Source organism: Mesorhizobium sp. KR1-2, assembly GCF_040045035.1.
Taxonomy (GTDB): Bacteria; Pseudomonadota; Alphaproteobacteria; order Rhizobiales; family Rhizobiaceae; genus Pseudaminobacter.
Map to the genome: position 1 here is coordinate 126,416 of NZ_JBDZDS010000006.1, position 16,100 is coordinate 142,515.

Annotated in this window: 14 protein-coding genes and 4 tRNA genes; 10 read left to right on the top strand and 8 right to left on the bottom strand. The window is 63.0% G+C overall.

Features of this window, described 5'->3' with window-relative positions:
• Nucleotides 1–255: 255 nt before the first annotated feature.
• The 4 genes from ABLE85_RS13945 to ABLE85_RS13960 form a co-directional block, all read right to left on the bottom strand.
• A tRNA-Trp gene (locus tag ABLE85_RS13945) sits at nt 256–331 on the bottom strand.
• 302 nt (nt 332–633) lie between these two features.
• Nucleotides 634–1,809, bottom strand: a complete 1,176-nt coding sequence (tuf, locus tag ABLE85_RS13950) for an elongation factor Tu (RefSeq protein ID WP_348793323.1) — start codon at nt 1,807–1,809, stop codon at nt 634–636.
• A 210-nt stretch (nt 1,810–2,019) separates the two neighbouring features.
• Nucleotides 2,020–2,093 (bottom strand) — tRNA-Gly (locus tag ABLE85_RS13955).
• Nucleotides 2,094–2,122: 29 nt separating this feature from the next.
• Nucleotides 2,123–2,207: transfer RNA gene (locus ABLE85_RS13960), tRNA-Tyr, on the bottom strand.
• A gap of 200 nt (nt 2,208–2,407) precedes the next feature.
• Here ABLE85_RS13960 and rlmB point away from each other — a divergent pair.
• Nucleotides 2,408–3,268 carry a 23S rRNA (guanosine(2251)-2'-O)-methyltransferase RlmB gene (rlmB, locus tag ABLE85_RS13965; RefSeq protein WP_348793335.1) on the top strand — a complete coding sequence of 287 codons (861 nt, stop codon included), beginning with the start codon at nt 2,408–2,410 and terminating at the stop codon, nt 3,266–3,268.
• A 186-nt stretch (nt 3,269–3,454) separates the two neighbouring features.
• On the opposite strand, the gene ABLE85_RS13970 is transcribed toward rlmB, so the two are convergent.
• Nucleotides 3,455–3,628: a hypothetical protein gene (locus ABLE85_RS13970; protein ID WP_348793336.1), complete on the bottom strand. Its 174-nt coding sequence runs from the start codon at nt 3,626–3,628 to the stop codon at nt 3,455–3,457.
• Between the two features lie 248 nt (nt 3,629–3,876).
• Between ABLE85_RS13970 and ABLE85_RS13975 the strand changes: the two genes are divergently transcribed.
• The 5 genes from ABLE85_RS13975 to ABLE85_RS13995 all read left to right on the top strand — a co-directional run bounded on the left by ABLE85_RS13975 (nt 3,877) and on the right by ABLE85_RS13995 (nt 8,302).
• Entirely contained in the window at nt 3,877–4,449 is a 573-nt protein-coding gene (locus tag ABLE85_RS13975; RefSeq protein ID WP_348793337.1) for a transglycosylase SLT domain-containing protein, read from the top strand.
• A gap of 166 nt (nt 4,450–4,615) precedes the next feature.
• A complete protein-coding gene (locus tag ABLE85_RS13980; RefSeq protein ID WP_348793338.1) occupies nt 4,616–4,837 on the top strand; it encodes an XRE family transcriptional regulator in 222 nt (73 codons plus the stop codon).
• A 263-nt stretch (nt 4,838–5,100) separates the two neighbouring features.
• A complete protein-coding gene (locus ABLE85_RS13985; protein ID WP_348793339.1) occupies nt 5,101–6,453 on the top strand; it encodes an MFS transporter in 1,353 nt (450 codons plus the stop codon).
• Nucleotides 6,454–6,604: 151 nt separating this feature from the next.
• On the top strand, nt 6,605–7,516 hold the full coding sequence (locus tag ABLE85_RS13990; protein WP_348793340.1) for an NAD(P)-dependent oxidoreductase: 912 nt from the start codon (nt 6,605–6,607) through the stop codon (nt 7,514–7,516).
• A gap of 294 nt (nt 7,517–7,810) precedes the next feature.
• Nucleotides 7,811–8,302, top strand: a complete 492-nt coding sequence (locus tag ABLE85_RS13995; RefSeq protein ID WP_348793341.1) for a hypothetical protein — start codon at nt 7,811–7,813, stop codon at nt 8,300–8,302.
• A 57-nt stretch (nt 8,303–8,359) separates the two neighbouring features.
• Here the strand turns inward: ABLE85_RS13995 and ABLE85_RS14000 are convergent.
• Nucleotides 8,360–8,435: transfer RNA gene (locus ABLE85_RS14000), tRNA-Thr, on the bottom strand.
• 243 nt (nt 8,436–8,678) lie between these two features.
• Here ABLE85_RS14000 and ABLE85_RS14005 point away from each other — a divergent pair.
• Both ABLE85_RS14005 and ligD read left to right on the top strand, forming a co-directional pair.
• Nucleotides 8,679–9,566, top strand: coding sequence for a Ku protein (locus tag ABLE85_RS14005; protein ID WP_348793342.1), 888 nt, complete (start codon nt 8,679–8,681; stop codon nt 9,564–9,566).
• Nucleotides 9,567–9,575: 9 nt separating this feature from the next.
• Nucleotides 9,576–12,098, top strand: coding sequence for a DNA ligase D (ligD, locus tag ABLE85_RS14010; protein WP_348793343.1), 2,523 nt, complete (start codon nt 9,576–9,578; stop codon nt 12,096–12,098).
• Between the two features lie 22 nt (nt 12,099–12,120).
• Here the strand turns inward: ligD and ABLE85_RS14015 are convergent, their stop codons facing one another.
• The gene (locus ABLE85_RS14015; protein WP_348793344.1) at nt 12,121–12,471 is read right to left on the bottom strand and encodes a VOC family protein; all 351 of its coding nucleotides are present in this window, start codon (nt 12,469–12,471) and stop codon (nt 12,121–12,123) included.
• A gap of 134 nt (nt 12,472–12,605) precedes the next feature.
• Here ABLE85_RS14015 and ABLE85_RS14020 point away from each other — a divergent pair, with 134 nt between their 5' ends.
• Both ABLE85_RS14020 and ABLE85_RS14025 read left to right on the top strand, forming a co-directional pair.
• The gene (locus ABLE85_RS14020; protein ID WP_348793345.1) at nt 12,606–13,382 is read left to right on the top strand and encodes an NAD kinase; all 777 of its coding nucleotides are present in this window, start codon (nt 12,606–12,608) and stop codon (nt 13,380–13,382) included.
• Nucleotides 13,383–13,562: 180 nt separating this feature from the next.
• Nucleotides 13,563–15,089: a DEAD/DEAH box helicase gene (locus ABLE85_RS14025; RefSeq protein WP_348793346.1), complete on the top strand. Its 1,527-nt coding sequence runs from the start codon at nt 13,563–13,565 to the stop codon at nt 15,087–15,089.
• A 110-nt stretch (nt 15,090–15,199) separates the two neighbouring features.
• On the opposite strand, the gene ABLE85_RS14030 is transcribed toward ABLE85_RS14025, so the two are convergent.
• The gene (locus tag ABLE85_RS14030) at nt 15,200–15,856 is read right to left on the bottom strand and encodes an OmpA family protein (RefSeq protein ID WP_348793347.1); all 657 of its coding nucleotides are present in this window, start codon (nt 15,854–15,856) and stop codon (nt 15,200–15,202) included.
• Nucleotides 15,857–16,100 lie beyond the last annotated feature (244 nt).

Sequence of the window (16,100 nt, forward strand, 5' to 3'; positions counted from 1 at the left end):
TCCCGTAGGCCGGGAAATGCCTCGCCTGGTTCCGGATGCCTCGCTCGAATCAGCGAAGTTATTCCGCCCATGCATTTCGGGCGCGTAAAGCCGGCTATCCAGCTCCACGCACCGCGTGTCTGTTGCGTCTACATAAGACCGATTCCCAACACATGCAAGTGCCTAAACCTGTCTTATTGCCAAGCGCCCTTTGTCGGAACAATTCAGTCGTGCCGCACGGGGCTATATCGACATTGCGCTGCCGGATCGCAGCGCTGGCAGGGGCAACAGGGCTCGAACCTGTGACCTGCGGTTTTGGAGACCGCCGCTCTACCAACTGAGCTATACCCCTAACGCGGCTGCTTCATTCCACAAAGAGCGCGGTGTTTCAAGTGCCGTGTGCAATTCCCGCGCATGATTTTCACAGGCCCCTGGAAAAGCGCCGTGCGCAAAGGAACTGACGCGGGAAGATTACGGGAGGCGGAAACGGGATGATCTCGGAATCACACAGAATCACGATCGCCGACGGCCTCCAGCGCGTGCAATGAGTCGCTCAGCCTTCACCCCGAAGAGGTACCGCCCCACGCCTCTCACAAGCCCATAAAGAAAAAGGGCGGCCGAAGCCGCCCTTCCCTCAAGCAGATGCCTGCCTGATTATTCCGTGATCGAAACCACGACGCCGGCGCCGACGGTGCGGCCGCCTTCGCGGATAGCGAAGCGCAGCTTCTCTTCCATGGCGATCGGCACGATCAGCTCGACGTCAACGGTGACGTTGTCGCCGGGCATCACCATCTCGGTGCCCTCGGCCAGCTTGACGATGCCGGTCACGTCCGTCGTGCGGAAGTAGAACTGCGGACGGTAGTTGGTGAAGAACGGCGTGTGACGGCCACCCTCGTCCTTGGTCAGGATGTAGGCCTCGGCCTTGAACTTGGTGTGCGGCTTGACCGAACCCGGCTTGCACAGCACCTGGCCGCGCTCGACGCCCTCACGGTCGACGCCGCGCAGCAGCGCGCCGATGTTGTCGCCGGCCTGGCCCTGGTCGAGCAGCTTGCGGAACATCTCGACGCCCGTGCAGGTCGTCTTGGTCGTCGGGCGGATGCCGACGATCTCGAGTTCCTCGCCGACCTTGACGATGCCGCGCTCGACGCGACCGGTCACCACGGTGCCGCGGCCCGAGATCGAGAACACGTCTTCGATCGGCATCAGGAACGGCTGGTCAACCGGACGCTCCGGCGTCGGGATGTAGGCGTCGACCGCAGCCATCAGCTCGCGCACCGCGTCCTCGCCCAGCTTCTTGTCGGAATCTTCGAGCGCGGCCAGCGCCGAGCCCTTGACGATCGGAATGTCGTCGCCGGGGAACTCGTTCTTCGACAGCAGCTCGCGCACTTCCAGCTCGACCAGCTCGAGCAGCTCGGCGTCGTCGACCTGGTCGCACTTGTTCAGGAACACCACGATCGACGGAACGCCGACCTGGCGGGCCAGCAGGATGTGCTCGCGCGTCTGCGGCATCGGGCCGTCGGCGGCCGAGACCACCAGGATCGCGCCGTCCATCTGCGCCGCACCGGTGATCATGTTCTTCACGTAGTCGGCGTGGCCGGGGCAGTCGACGTGGGCGTAGTGACGGTTCTCCGTCTCGTACTCGACGTGCGACGTCGAGATCGTGATGCCGCGTGCCTTCTCTTCCGGCGCCGCGTCAATCTGGTCGTAGGCGCGGAAATCGCCGAAATACTTCGTGATCGCAGCCGTCAGCGACGTCTTGCCGTGGTCAACGTGACCAATCGTGCCAATGTTCACATGCGGCTTGGTGCGCTCAAATTTACTCTTAGCCATTGCTTATCTTCCTTGGCGGCGGGACTTCAGTTAGGTTCGGATGCGGGGCGATTAGCGACAAAGGCCAAAAAACACAAGCGTCTTTTGACCGGATGCTGTCGGCCCCTTCGGGACGGACGCTCCGATATCGGTGTTGCGGCGGAATATAAGGTGGATCCGGCGCGATTGTAAGTGCAGCCGAGTCGGCTGCAACCGTCTACTGGAAGCCTCTGGAGCGGGTAGCGGGAATCGAACCCGCGTATTCAGCTTGGAAGGCTGCTGCTCTACCATTGAGCTATACCCGCAACTTCCCTTCGTGGCTCCAGGCCGGCAGTGGTGGAGGAGGTTGGATTCGAACCAACGTAGACTGAGTCAACGGATTTACAGTCCGTCCCCTTTAACCACTCGGGCACTCCTCCGTACTGCTTTGCCGGAGCCATGCAACGAGGCATTCGACCGATTTCGGAACCGGGAAAAGTCCCGCTCGTCAATCTGCGATGCGCTTATGGCGATATGGTCTTGCACTGTCAACCACGCCATTGGCGTTTTCGATGGAAATTATCGCACAGCTTTCGTCGCCGGCATATCCAAAGCCAAACACCCCGTTTATAGAGCGGTCATGAGCAATGAAAAAAAGCCTGGAACGCCCAAGGATACCCACTACGCCAAGCTTCGGCGCGCCTATCGCGACCAGAAGAGCGGCGGCAAGCCGGCTCATCGCCCGCGCCCCAGCATTCCGCCCGGCGAAGCCGCGGCCGAAGGCCTTTTGCGCCTTTATGGCCTGCATACCGTGCGTGCGGCGCTGGAGAATCCGCGCCGGGACATCCACCGCATGCTGGCGACTCGCAACGCGCTGGAACGGCTGGAGATCGGCGACAAGGCCCTGCCCTTTCCTGTGGAAATCGTCGAGCCGCGCGACATCGACAAGATCACCGGCAGCGACGCCGTCCACCAAGGCGTGCTGATCGAGGCCGCGCCCTTGAAGCCCAAGGCGCTGTCGGCGCTGGGCGACACGCCGCTGGTGCTGGTGCTGGACCAGGTGACGGACCCGCATAATGTCGGCGCCATCATCCGTTCGGCCGTGGCTTTCGGCGCCGGCGCACTGATCACCACCTCGCGCCACAGTGCGCAGGAATCAGGCGTGCTGGCCAAATCCGCCTCTGGTGCACTGGAGCACATCGACCTCATCGAGGTGCGTAACCTCGCCGAAGCGCTCGGCGAATTGCACGAATCGGGTTTCCAGACCATCGGTCTCGATTCGGAAGGGCCGGCGGAACTGGAACAGACATTTTTGGGCGAGCGAATCGCGCTCGTGCTCGGCGCGGAGGGCAAAGGCCTGCGCCACAAGACGCGCGAGACGGTGAATGCCTTGGCCCGACTCGACATGCCGGGCGTGATTCATTCGCTCAATGTGTCGAACGCCGCGGCGATCAGCCTCTATGCCGCGCGAAAGCACCTGGCGAGTGTGAAGGCGAAGTAGGTCCAAGAAAGCGAGAATCACGGACGCTTGCGATCCGTGGTTCTCGGATATCATCTAACTACCCCCAAGATTTGAATTCCAGGCCGTCACGGGAGCGTCCTTCGAGGCTCGCGGCGCTCGCACCTCAGGATGAGGGAAGTTTGCTCGGCTCAGGCCGATGTGCCAGCGAATCCGACAGCGCGGCTGCTAGAAGCCCCCTATTCCGGTGACGTGACGCAGCCAGAAGGCGAGCACAATGAACGCGATTGCCGCCGTGACGCCGGTCCAGTCGACGTTCGCCGTCTTGAGAGCCTGAACGAGCTTTACCACGGCAGACCACGCCACCATCACGACCAGGGTGACAAAGACAATCCGGATCATCCCTCACCTCCCCACGGAACCAAGGTTTTCAGGAATAATATGGGCACGCGGCGGGCGGTTTTAAGAGCGGGCAGGCCCCATCGCGGGAACGGTGGCGCGCGAGAGCTTCGAACAAGGCCTTCCAGCCGGATGGCCTGTGGAAAACCAGGGTCTTTGCCGCATATTCGGCCGGCGCGGTGCGGCGAAAGAATCTCGTTAAATTTTGATTAAATTTTGGGGGCTACGAGACTCGCGGAAAGCGAGGTTCCATGATGCGCGCCCTGTTTCTCGTAGCGCTCCTGACACTCGGTAGCTGCGCAACCGCGCCATCGCGTATCAATGACGTGTGCGCGGTGTTCGACCAGCGGGATGGCTGGTTCAACAGCTGGCACCGCGCCGCCAAGAAGACCGAGCGCGAGTTCGGCGTTCCCGTTCCCATCCTGATGGCGACGATCTATGCCGAGTCCGGTTTCAGCCCCTATGCCCGCCCGCCCCGGACAAAGCTGTTCGGCTTCATTCCCTGGACCCGCCCTTCGACCGCCTATGGCTATTCGCAGGCGCTCGACGGCACCTGGTCACGCTATCAGGCCGAGACCGGCAACTGGTCTGCGAGCAGATCGAATTTTGCGAACGCCATCCACTTCATCGGCTGGTACCACGCGACCAGCAACCGCGTGAACGGCATCGCGCTCAACGACACCTACAACCTCTATCTCGCCTACTATCTCGGCCATTCGGGCTATTCGCGCGGTACCGCCAACGCCACCGCGCAGCAGGGGGCGCGCCGCGCCGCCAACATGGCAATCCGATATGCAGGCCAGATGCAGGCATGCGGCCGCTGAACCTTCGCCGCGGCAGGGGATAGCGCTACAGAAGGATTGACCTCCGAACGCCATTGGCGGATGCTCACCCAGACGCGGGAGGGCTGCCATGATCACTGGATCGCAATGCCACGCAGGCCGTGCTCTAGTTGAGATTTCGCGGGCACAACTTGCCAGCAAGTCTCGGGTGGATGAGCTGATCATCGAACAATTCGAACACGACATGGAACTGCCGGGTCCGGCAGCGATCGCCGCACTCCAGACGGCGCTCGAGGAGCTTGGCGCCGTCTTCATCTCTGAGGACGGCGGCGGCATCGGCGTAAGGCTGAAGGCCTCGCGGTCATTCGCCAAGCAAAGTTCTCGCCGGAAGGGCAGCCACGGGCTGACGGCGGATAACGATGTGCGCTAGGCCCGAGGCGAAACGACGCGAACGCCCGCGCAGCCGGCCACCTTGCTGCAGCGGGCGTCTTCGTTTCGGTGACGCTGCGTTTCAAGAACAATACGGACCGGTCAAGGAAATTTCTTGAAATATCCTGTCGCGAGGCTCATGGGAGGGTATAGCCCGCGACGAGCGGACACTCCGCCTTTCAGCAAACCTTGATCGAAGTTTGCCTGGCATGACTCCTCCCCCCTGAGCCAATGCCGCTTCGATCACATGGAGCGATATCCCCCATGTCTTCGACAACCACTGCAGCGTCGTTGAGTGCTGTGCCTGCCAATCCACGCTCCCGCGTGATCCTGGCCAGCCTCATCGGCACCACCATCGAATTCTACGATTTCTACGTTTACGCCACCGCCGCCGTGCTGGTGTTTCCCCACCTGTTCTTTCCCAAAGGCAATGAGACCACGGCGCTGCTCGCGTCCTTCGCCGTGTTCGGCGCGGCCATGGTGGCCCGGCCGCTGGGCGCAATCTTCTTCGGCCATCTGGGCGACAAGCGCGGGCGCAAGATCACCCTCGTCGGCGCGCTGCTGACCATGGGCATCGCCACCTTCCTGATCGGCCTTTTGCCGACCTATGCCAGCGCCGGCTGGCTTGCCCCGGCGCTATTGGTGCTGATGCGCCTGGCGCAAGGCTTCGCGCTGGGCGGCGAATGGAGCGGCGCGGCCCTGGTGGCGACCGAGAACGCGCCTCCCGGCAAGCGCGCGATCTTCGGCACCTTCCCCCAGCTCGGCGCGCCGATCGGCTTCATCATCGCCAATGGCCTGTTCCTGACCATCGCTGCCGCCCTGCCCTCCGACGACCCGTCGCGTCCGTCGACGGCCTTCCTCGACTGGGGCTGGCGCATCCCGTTCCTGTTCTCGATCGTCATGGTGGCGGTCGGCCTCTGGGTGCGGCTGAACCTGGTCGAGAGCGCCGCCTTCGAGAACACGGTCAAGAGCGGACAGGTCCAGAAGGTCCCACTCGTGGCGGCCTTCAGAACCCACTGGAAGGAGCTCGTGCTGGGCACCTTCTACATGCTGGCCACCTATGTGCTGTTCTATCTGATGACCACCTTCTCGCTGAGCTACGGCCGCGCTGCGACCACCGCCCCGCTTCCGGGCCTCGGCTACGACTACAGTACCTTCGTGCTGATGATGATCATCGGCGTGGTGTTCTTCGGCATCTTCACCATGGTCTCCGGCCCCTGGGCGGACCGCTGGGGCCGCCGCAAGACCCTGATCTGGGTCACGCTTGCCATCATCGCCTTCGGCCTCGTCTGGGTGCCGATGCTCGCGGGCGGCAATGTCGGCGTCATGGCCTGGCTCATCATCGGCTTCACGCTGATGGGCATGACCTTCGGGCCGATGGGCGCGCTGCTGCCTGAGCTGTTTCCGGCGAATGTGCGCTACACAGGCTCCGGCATCTCCTACAACGTCTCCTCGATTCTGGGCGCGGCGATCGCCCCCTTCATCGCGGTGGCGCTTTGGAGCGCGGGCGGCGGCAGCCCGTTCTGGGTCGGCATCTACCTCTCGGCCATGGCCGTGTTGACCCTGATTGCACTTCTGCTCGGCAAGGAAACCAAGGACGTCGACATCGACGCCTGACCCCTGTCGCCAGGCAGCTCGCCGGACCCGGGCTGGACGCCATGCTCGACGGCCTGGCGTCCGGCCGCTCGGATCGGTTTCTGTATTTTCCGATCGCTTCCCGCATTGCCGAGGACCATGGCCGCGCCATATCCGTCTTCAGGAGGCGCCCATGAAAGTCGGTTTCATCGGAATCGGGCAGATGGGTTCTGGCATGGCCTCCAACCTGCTGAGGGCCGGCCAGACCGTCACTGTCTACAACCGCAGTCCCGAGAAGGCCAAGCCACTCGTCACCATGGGCGCCTCACTGGCGGCCAAGCCAGGCGACGCCTGCCGCGGCGATGCAGTCTTCACGATGCTGGCCAACGACGAGGCCGTCACGGCCCTCGCTTTCGGCAAGGACGGCATCATCGACAGCATGACCGGCGGCGCCGTGCACATTTCCTCCAGCACGATCAGTCTGGCACTGATCGAACGCCTGACGGAGGCGCATGCAAGGCGGGGTCAGCTGTTCGTCTCCGCGCCGGTCTTTGGCCGGCCTGACGTGGCCGCAGCCGGGCAGTTGTCGATGGTGGCCGCCGGCCCGGACGAGGCGATCGACCGGGCGCGGCCGCTTCTCGAAGCGGTCAGCCAAAAGCTCTTCATCGTCTCGCAGACCCCGAAGGACGCCAACCTGATCAAGCTCAGCGGCAACTTCCTGATCGCCTGCGTGATCGAGTCCTTGGGCGAGGCGATGGCGCTGGTCGCCAAGGCCGGCCTCAACCGCCAGCAATATCTCGAAATCCTGACGTCCACGATGTTCAACGTGCCGGTGTATAACACCTACGGTTCGCTGATCGCGGAGGGACGGTTCCAGCCCGCCGGATTTGCCGCGCCGCTCGGCCAGAAGGACATACAGCTGGCCCTGGCAGCGGCCGAGGCGCTCGGCGTGCCGCTGCCGATCGGCAGCCTGCTGCGGGACCGGTTCATCCGCCTGATATCGAATGGGGGAGCGGCCCTGGACTGGTCGGCCATCGGCAGCATGGCGGCAGCCGATTCAGGCATCCAGCCGTTCGCCGGCTGGCTGCGGACCCGCGCGGTGTAGCCGCATTTGCAGAACCAGGCCGGAAGTTGGGCCAGGTCGGAATCCAGCTCGATGGCGGACCGAACAACGGCGCGGCTGGAGAGAATGCTGCCGCGCGAGCGGACGTGAGCCGCCGTCCCCTGATCAGAAATCAGATTCTCCGACTATCCTTCTGGGATAGTGCCTTATTCTTTGTTTCATCTCATATTCCATCGTTGACGCCACCTTTAAGGGCGTGTGCGCCAAACACTGTGAGATTATGCGCCCACCGAATCTCAGAATGCTTCGCCGATTACTGAAGGGAGGGACTTCGCTTTGCACGCCAAGCTCATTTCGTGTCTGGAAGGATGCCTCGTTCTCTACTTGACGGCGGCTGGCTCGGCGGCCGAATGGGGCCACTACGGGAATGCCCGTTATGGCTACTGGATCGACATCCCTCCCGGCTTTTCCCCCTTAGCGGAGGCAGACAATGGTGACGGCGGCAGTTCGGAGTCTTCCCGTGGCGATGCCAAACTGAGCGTTTGGGGCAGCTTCATCACAGAGCCTGACTTCACCTCCGAAGTCTCCTGGCGCATTCAGCAGGACAAGGCCGATGGCTGGAAAATCTCCTACGAGACAAGCAAGGAACACCGGGCCAGTTGGACCGGCCTGCGCGGCACGCGTATGATGTACCAGCGCGCAATCACTCTTTGCCGTGACGCGGCTGCCTACTTCCGCATCGAATATGATCAATCACAGAATGCTGCCTTCGACCCGATCGTCGAACGTCTGGTGAAATCGCTGCGGTGGGATGGCGTCTGCCGTTGAAATGAGGTCGCTCGATTGCCTTCCGGGCGGCAACCCAATAGCCTCAATTTTATTGGCTGGTGCCCCCGGACGGACTCGAACCGCCGACCCCCTGATTACAAATCAGGTGCTCTACCAACTGAGCTACAAGGGCACGTGTTTCCGGTTAGCACATCTGCCGCGCCAGTAAAGTCAAAACTCGGCAAGCGCCACACATCACGCGTGGATTGCGGCATTCGCTGCTTCCCGGGCGAACGGCAGGAACAATCGCGCCCCCACGGCGTTCAGCAGGCAACCGACGTCGTCCCCAATGCAGGCCTGCCATGACCCCTCGGCTCGCTTCCGCTGAAAATCCAAGCCACGCGGCTCCGCGTGCGCCCCGACTGGGCCTGTTCTGATGGCACCGCGGCCCGTCTGGAAAGGCTATCTCAAGCTGTCGCTGGTGACCTGCGCCGTCGAGTTGTCCAACGCAACAACCCATGCGGAGCGGGTTTCGTTCCGGGTCATCAACCGCGACACCGGCAACACGGTGAAGCGGCAATATGTCGATTCGGTCACCGGGAAGCCGCTCGAGGACAAGAACGAGGTGAAGGGCTACGAGGTCGACAAGAACGAGTATCTGCTGATCGAGGAAAACGAGATCGAAGCCCTGCAGGTCGAATCCGAGCATACGATGAACCTGGACGGCTTCATCGAAAAATCCGAGATCGAGCAGATATACCTGGACACGCCCTATTATCTGGCACCCGCCGACAAGGTTTCGCTGGAGGCATTCGCGGTGATACGCGACGCGTTGGCGGCGAGGAAGATGGCCGGGCTTGCCCGCATCGTGCTTTACCGGCGCGAACGCCCGGTCGTGATCGAACCGCTCGGCAAAGGCATGCTCCTCACCACGCTGCGCTACGAGAACACCGTGCGCAAGGCTTCCTTCGTCTTCGAGGAGATCGACGACGTGAAAGTCGATGAAGAGATGATCGACCTTGCAACCCACATCATCGACAAGAAGAGGACGAAGTTCGATCCGTCCAAGTTCGAGGACAGCTACGAAAACGCCCTGCTCGAGCTGATCCGCGCCAAGAAGGCCGGGCGCAAGCCTCCGGTGGTGAAGGCCGCGCCGGCGCAGTCGAACGTGGTGAACCTGTTCGATGCACTGCGCAAGAGCCTGGCCTCCGAGGGCGGCGCGGAAGAAGAGGCTGCGCCCAAACCCGCCTCCGGCAGGCGCGGCGCCAAGGCGGGCGCAAAGAAGGGCGCCGACGGCAGTCCAGGCAAACGCAAATCCGCCTGAGGACGGCTCATGGCGCCTCTCCAGCAGTATCAGGCCAAGCGAGATTTCCGCAAAACGACCGAACCGGCCGGCCGCGTGCGAAGGTCTTCGAAAAGGCCGGGTGGGATCTTCGTCATCCAGAAGCACGCAGCCACGCGCCTGCACTACGACTTCCGGCTGGAGCATGATGGCGTGCTGTGGAGCTGGGCGGTGACGCGCGGCCCGAGCCTCGACCCGTCGGAGAAACGGCTGGCCGTGCATGTGGAGGATCACCCGCTCGACTATGCCTCCTTCGAGGGCACGATCCCCAAGGGCGAATATGGCGGCGGCTCGGTCATCGTCTGGGACGAAGGCACCTGGACGCCGGAAGGTGACCCGGACTTAGGCATGAAGAAGGGACATCTCCAGTTCGAACTGAAGGGCAACAAGCTCAATGGCGGCTGGAACTTGGTGCGGCTAACGCCCCGCCCAGGCGAGAAGCGGGACAACTGGCTGCTGATCAAGTCTGACGACATATATGCTCGCCGCGACGAAGACATTCTCGAGGAAGCGCCGGAATCCGTTAAATCGGGGCTCACGGTCGAGGAAATCGGCAAGGAAAACCCGGCCATATGGCATTCCAAGCCGCGCACGAACGATCCTCCGAAAGCCAAGACAAAGCCGGCCCCACGCCCTGGCAAGGTTGCGAAACTCCCGGGCTTCATCGAGCCCTGCCTGGCAAGGCTGGAAGCGCGTCCGCCGACCGGAGAGGCGTGGGTCCACGAGGTCAAGTTCGACGGCTACCGCATGCAGGCGCATGTCTCGGCCTGCCGCACAAAGTTGCTTACCCGGACCGGGCTCGACTGGACGCAACGGTTCGGCCCCGAAATTCCCGCGGCGCTCGCAGCACTGGATTGCGACAATGCCATTTTCGACGGCGAGGTTGTGGTGCTCGCGGACAATGGCATCTCTTCCTTCTCCGCGTTGCAGGCCGACCTGTCCGACGGCCGCAGCGACCGGCTGGTCTACTATATTTTCGATCTTCTGTTCCTCAACGGCGAAGACCTTCGTTCCGAACCGTTGAGCGAGCGCAAGGCGCGCCTGGATAGCTTGCTCGGCGAAACAGGCAACGCCGTCGTGCGCTACAGCGAGCACTTCCTTGAGCCGGGCCCGACCATGTTGGCCCACGCCTGCCGCATGGGGTTGGAGGGCATCGTTTCCAAGCGCGCGGCAGCGCCCTACCGCAGCGGCCGCACTGGCGACTGGCTCAAGTCCAAATGCACGCTTCGCCAGGAGTTCATCATCCTCGGCTATCTGCCATCGGCAAAAAGCGGACGCGATCTGCGCTCGCTCGTGGTGGGCTATCGCGACGACGATGGCAAATTCGTCTCGGCCGGCCATGTCGGCACAGGCTTCAACGCCTCCAATACGAAAGACCTGAAGCAGAAGCTCAACCTGCTGAGGACCGCATCGCCACCCATCGCCGGCCCGGCGGCCAAGGAAAAGGGCGTCGTCTGGGTCAAGCCGCAACTGGTGGCGGAGGTTGAATTCCGTACATGGACGGCCGACCGCAATATTCGGCAGGCCTCCTTCCTGGGCCTGCGCGAAGACAAGCCGGCCGAGGAGATCATTGCAGAGATCCTGGATGGCGGCGGGGAAAAATCGCGCCCGGCGAGCCGTAGCGGTTCCTTAGGCAGTAAGACGACAAACAATAAGGGGGACAAACAAGTGTATCTTTCCAGTGCCGACAAGGTGCTATGGCCCGAGGCCGGGGTGACCAAGCAGGACCTGCTCGATCACTACGAACGGGTCTGGCCGCGCATGGAGCGCTATGTCATCAACCGCCCTCTCGCGCTGGTGCGGGCGCCCGACGGAGTCGGCGACGGCCCGCGCTTCTTCCAGAAGCACGCCTCGCCGGGCATGCCCGGCTCCATTTCCAGCATGCGCGACCCCGAGGACAACGAAGAAATCCTGTTCATAAAGGATTTCAACGGGCTGGCTGCACTCGTTCAACTCGGCGTGGTGGAAATCCATCTGTGGGGCGCGACCGCCGATGAGATCGACACGCCCGACCAGATCGTCTTCGACCTCGACCCTGATGAGGGGCTCGACACCGACGACGTCCGCGCCGCAGCACTCGACGTGGCCAAGCGCCTCGAGGAGATCGGCCTATCGCATCTCGTGAAGACGTCAGGCGGCAAAGGTTATCACATCGTCGTGCCGTTGAAGCCGAAGGCGGACTGGACCGCGACCAAGACCTTCGCCCACGATTTCGCCAAGGCGATGGAGCAGTCCGACCCGAAGCGCTACACCGCGACACTGTCAAAGTCCGCGCGCAAGGGACGGATTTTCATAGACTATTTGCGCAACACCCGCGGCGCGACCACCGTCGCTCCTTACTCGACGCGAGCCAAGGCAAACGCGACGGTTTCGGTGCCAATAACCTGGAAGCAGGTGGAAGACGGCGTCGGCCCGACTGCCTTCACCGTCGGCGACAAGGCACTGGCCGAGGCGCTCAGGGCAGCGGACCCCTGGGCCGACTATGACCGGCTGCGACGCGCGCTCAAGGTCTGAGCGCCAGGCTGCTTGGCCACAGTCAACGGTGCGCCAGGATATTGACCAGCTTGCCGAAGGGATCGCGCACGAAAAAGCGCCGCACGCCCCAAGGCTCGTCCGCCGGCCCGTATTCGATTTCGAAGCCGGCGCTTCTCATGCCCTCCAGCGCGGCGTCGACATCGTCGACCTCGATCGACAGGTCGGGTGTCGGCGTGCCCGAGCCGCCTTGTTCGGCAAAACTGATCTGGACCGTCATCGCCTCGCTCGAACCGTAGGTCGCGATCCAGCCGTGATCCATCAACAGGTCGAGACCAAGCACGTCCCGGTAGAAGCGCTTCGCCGCCGTGATGTCGCGCGTGTGCGTGTTGGCGATGATTCGCTTGACTTTCATGTCCCCTCCCGGACGTGCGCGGGCATCGTCTCGAGCCGGTCACGCGTTATCCGTAAGTCCATCTCTTTGCAGGGACAATAGGGCGTGCTACCTCGCACTCCACTGGTTCGAGGCGGGGACAAGGCACAGCGGCCATGACACGCAAAGCGCGCGACACATTCGCCTTCATTTCCGCCGACGCGCCGGACGCTGTGGAGGCGGCCGCTCGCCTTACCGCCGCCTATGGCAACACGCCACTGGAACAGGCCGACGTGGTCGTCGCGCTCGGCGGCGACGGCTTCCTCCTGCAAACGCTGCGCGAGACGATGAGCACCGGCAAGCAGGTCTACGGCATGAACCGGGGCACGGTCGGCTTCCTCATGAACGAGTTTCGCGAGGACGGCCTGCGCGAACGGCTGCACGCGGCCGTGGCGGAGACGATCCGCCCGCTGCAGATGGAAACCGTGCTTGCCGACGGCGCGCGCGTGAGCGCGCTGGCCATCAACGAAGTGGCGCTGTGGCGGCAGTCGTATCAGACCGCCAAGATCCGCATCTCGATCGACGACAAGGTGCGGCTCGACGAATTGAGCTGCGACGGCGTGATGGTGGCGACCCCGGCCGGCTCGACGGCCTACAACCTCTCTGCCCACGGCCCCATCCTGCCGCTCGATGCGCCACTGCTTGCGCTGACGCCGGTGAGCCCGTTCCGGCCGCGGCGCTGGCGCGGGGCGCTGATCCCGGAAAGCGCGGTGGTGCGCTTCGACGTGCTGGAAGCGGACAAGCGCCCGGTAAACGTGGCCGCCGACCACACCGAGGCCAAGTCGGTGCTTTCGGTCACGGTGCGCCAGTCACGCCAGCACACCGCGACGCTGCTGTTCGACGCCAGCCACTCCTGGGACGAACGCATCCTGGCAGAACAGTTCCGCTATTAACGCTATTGCGTCAAAAGGACCGAAACACTACGTATTAACCGACACAATTATGGCGTGACTGTCTGTTTGTGTTGACAAATCGCCTTACTAACCGTAACGCGATGAAATATTGTGCAAACGTGAGGCGTTTGCCGCGTCCGCAGGGCGCGCCCTTCAAGCAGCCAAAGACAGCCAAGACACTTGTCCTCAGACACTCAGACCGCCCAAGACGCGTTGACTTTCGCAGACCTCGGCCTTTCGCCCAAGGTCCTTTCGGCCGTTACCGACGCCGGCTACACCATGCCGACGCCGATCCAGGCAGGTGCAATTCCGCACGCGCTGCAAGGCAAGGATGTTCTGGGGATCGCTCAGACCGGTACCGGCAAGACGGCCTCGTTCGTCCTGCCGATGCTGACCCGGCTGGAAAAGGGCCGCGCGCGGGCACGCATGCCGCGCACGCTGATCCTCGAGCCGACGCGCGAACTCGCCGCCCAGGTCGAGGAAAACTTCGTCAAGTACGGCAAGAACCATCGGCTCAACATCGCCCTGCTGATCGGCGGCGTTTCCTTCGATGAGCAGGAAAAGAAGCTGGAGCGCGGCGCGGACGTGCTGATCGCGACGCCCGGGCGCCTGCTCGACCATTTCGAGCGCGGCAAGCTGCTGCTTTCAGCGGTGGAAATTCTCGTCATCGACGAGGCGGACCGCATGCTCGACATGGGATTCATTCCCGACATCGAGCGCATCTGCAAACTCATCCCCTTCACGCGCCAGACGCTGTTCTTCTCGGCCACCATGCCGCCCGAGATCACCAAGCTGACCGAGCAGTTCCTGCACGCGCCGGTTCGTGTCGAAGTGGCAAAGGCAGCAACCACGGCGGTCAACATCACCCAGCGCCTGGTCAAATCGGGCCGCAAGCCTTGGGACAAGCGGGCTGTGCTGCGCGACCTGATCCGCGCGGAAGACGCGGAACTTAAGAACGCGATCATCTTCTGCAACCGGAAGGTGGAAGTCTCCGAGCTCTTCCGCTCGCTGATCAAGCACGATTTCAATGCCGGCGCGCTGCATGGCGACATGGACCAGCGCGCACGCATGACCATGCTGGCCAATTTCCGCGAGGGCAAACTCAAGCTGCTCGTGGCCTCCGACGTCGCAGCGCGCGGCCTTGACATTCCCGACGTCAGCCATGTGTTCAATTTCGACGTGCCGATCCATGCCGAGGACTATGTCCACCGCATCGGCCGTACCGGCCGCGCCGGGCGTTCGGGAAAATCCTTCACCATCGCCACCAAGGGTGACACCAAACATGTCGACGCCATCGAGAAGCTGATCGGCCAACCGATCGAGTGGCATGACGGCGACCTGTCGACCGTGGTCGAGAGCGAGGGCGACGAGGCGCCACGCCGCGGTCGCGGCAGCCCGCGCGGACGCGGACGCAAGGATGAAGGCGAGCGCAAGCGCGGCTCCCACCACGCCAAGTCGAGCGAAGAAAAGCCGGCGCAGGAAGCAGTCGCCGAGGTCGAACCGACCGAGGCCGAGAACGCCGAGCGCCCCAGCCGCCGTGACGCGATCAAGGCGGAGAATGCGGAGCGCAAGACCCGGCACGAGACCGGCAGCGACCGCCACCGGCACGACGACCGCCGTTCGCGCCATCACAAGGATGACGACGACAAGGTCGTCGGCTTCGGCAACGACATTCCCGCCTTCATGCTGATCCAAGCCAAGATCTGACCTGGCCTTTACGGGCAGCGGCGAACCACCCTGCCCTTTTTCGATAGCAGATACAAAAAAGCCCGCCGCGAATGCGACGGGCTTTTTCTTTGATGCGCAGCCTGCTCCGATCAGGTGAGCGGCGACAGCTGGATCTCGACGCGGCGGTTCTGCGCACGGCCGTCGGCGGTCGCGTTGGAGGCGATCGGACGGGTCTTGCCGAAGCCGGTGACGGCGAAGCGGCGCTGGTCGACGCCCTGCGAGTTGAGGTAGTTGGCAACCGAAAGCGCGCGGCGCTGCGACAGGTCGAAATTGTGCTGGTCGCCGCCGGTGGAGTCGGTGTGGCCGAACACATCGACGAGCGTCTGGTTGTACTTCTTCAGCACCAGCGCCACCGAGTTCAGCACCTGGTTGAACTCCGGCTTGATGTTGTCCTGGTCGACCGCGAAGGTGATGTCCGACGGCATGTTGAGGATGATCTGGTTGCCCGCCCGGGTGACGCTGACGCCAGTGCCCTGAAGCTGGGCGCGCAGCTCGGCCTCGTTGCGGTCCATGGTGGAGCCGATGGCGCCGCCGGTCAGCGCACCGATGCCGGCGCCGATCAGCACGGCGTTGCGCTGCGCATTTTTGCTGCCGCCTACGGCCAGGCCTGCCAGCGCGCCAAGGCCGGCACCGATGGCCGCACCACCGGCGGTGTTGGAGACCTTCTGCTCGCCTGTGTACGGGTCAGTCGTGCACGCGCCGAGAAAAGCCGTGGCCATGAGCACGGCGATCAGTTTCTTGTTCATTACGGGTTGTCCCTCTTCAACTTCATCCCGCGCCGGAACCCCGGCGCCTAAGCCCTTCAGTGCCCTTGTAACATAAAATGCGGCGAAAAGCCGAACGACAAAGTGGCAGCCCTTGATTTCGATCTGGGCGCAGCCGGACACGGCCCAAACTCGCGGTCGTTACCGGAGAATCATGCAATCGATCAGATATTCTTCCGGCGCATCGAGCTGGAAACTGTCAGAGAGCCGCCAATCCCCTGATCGA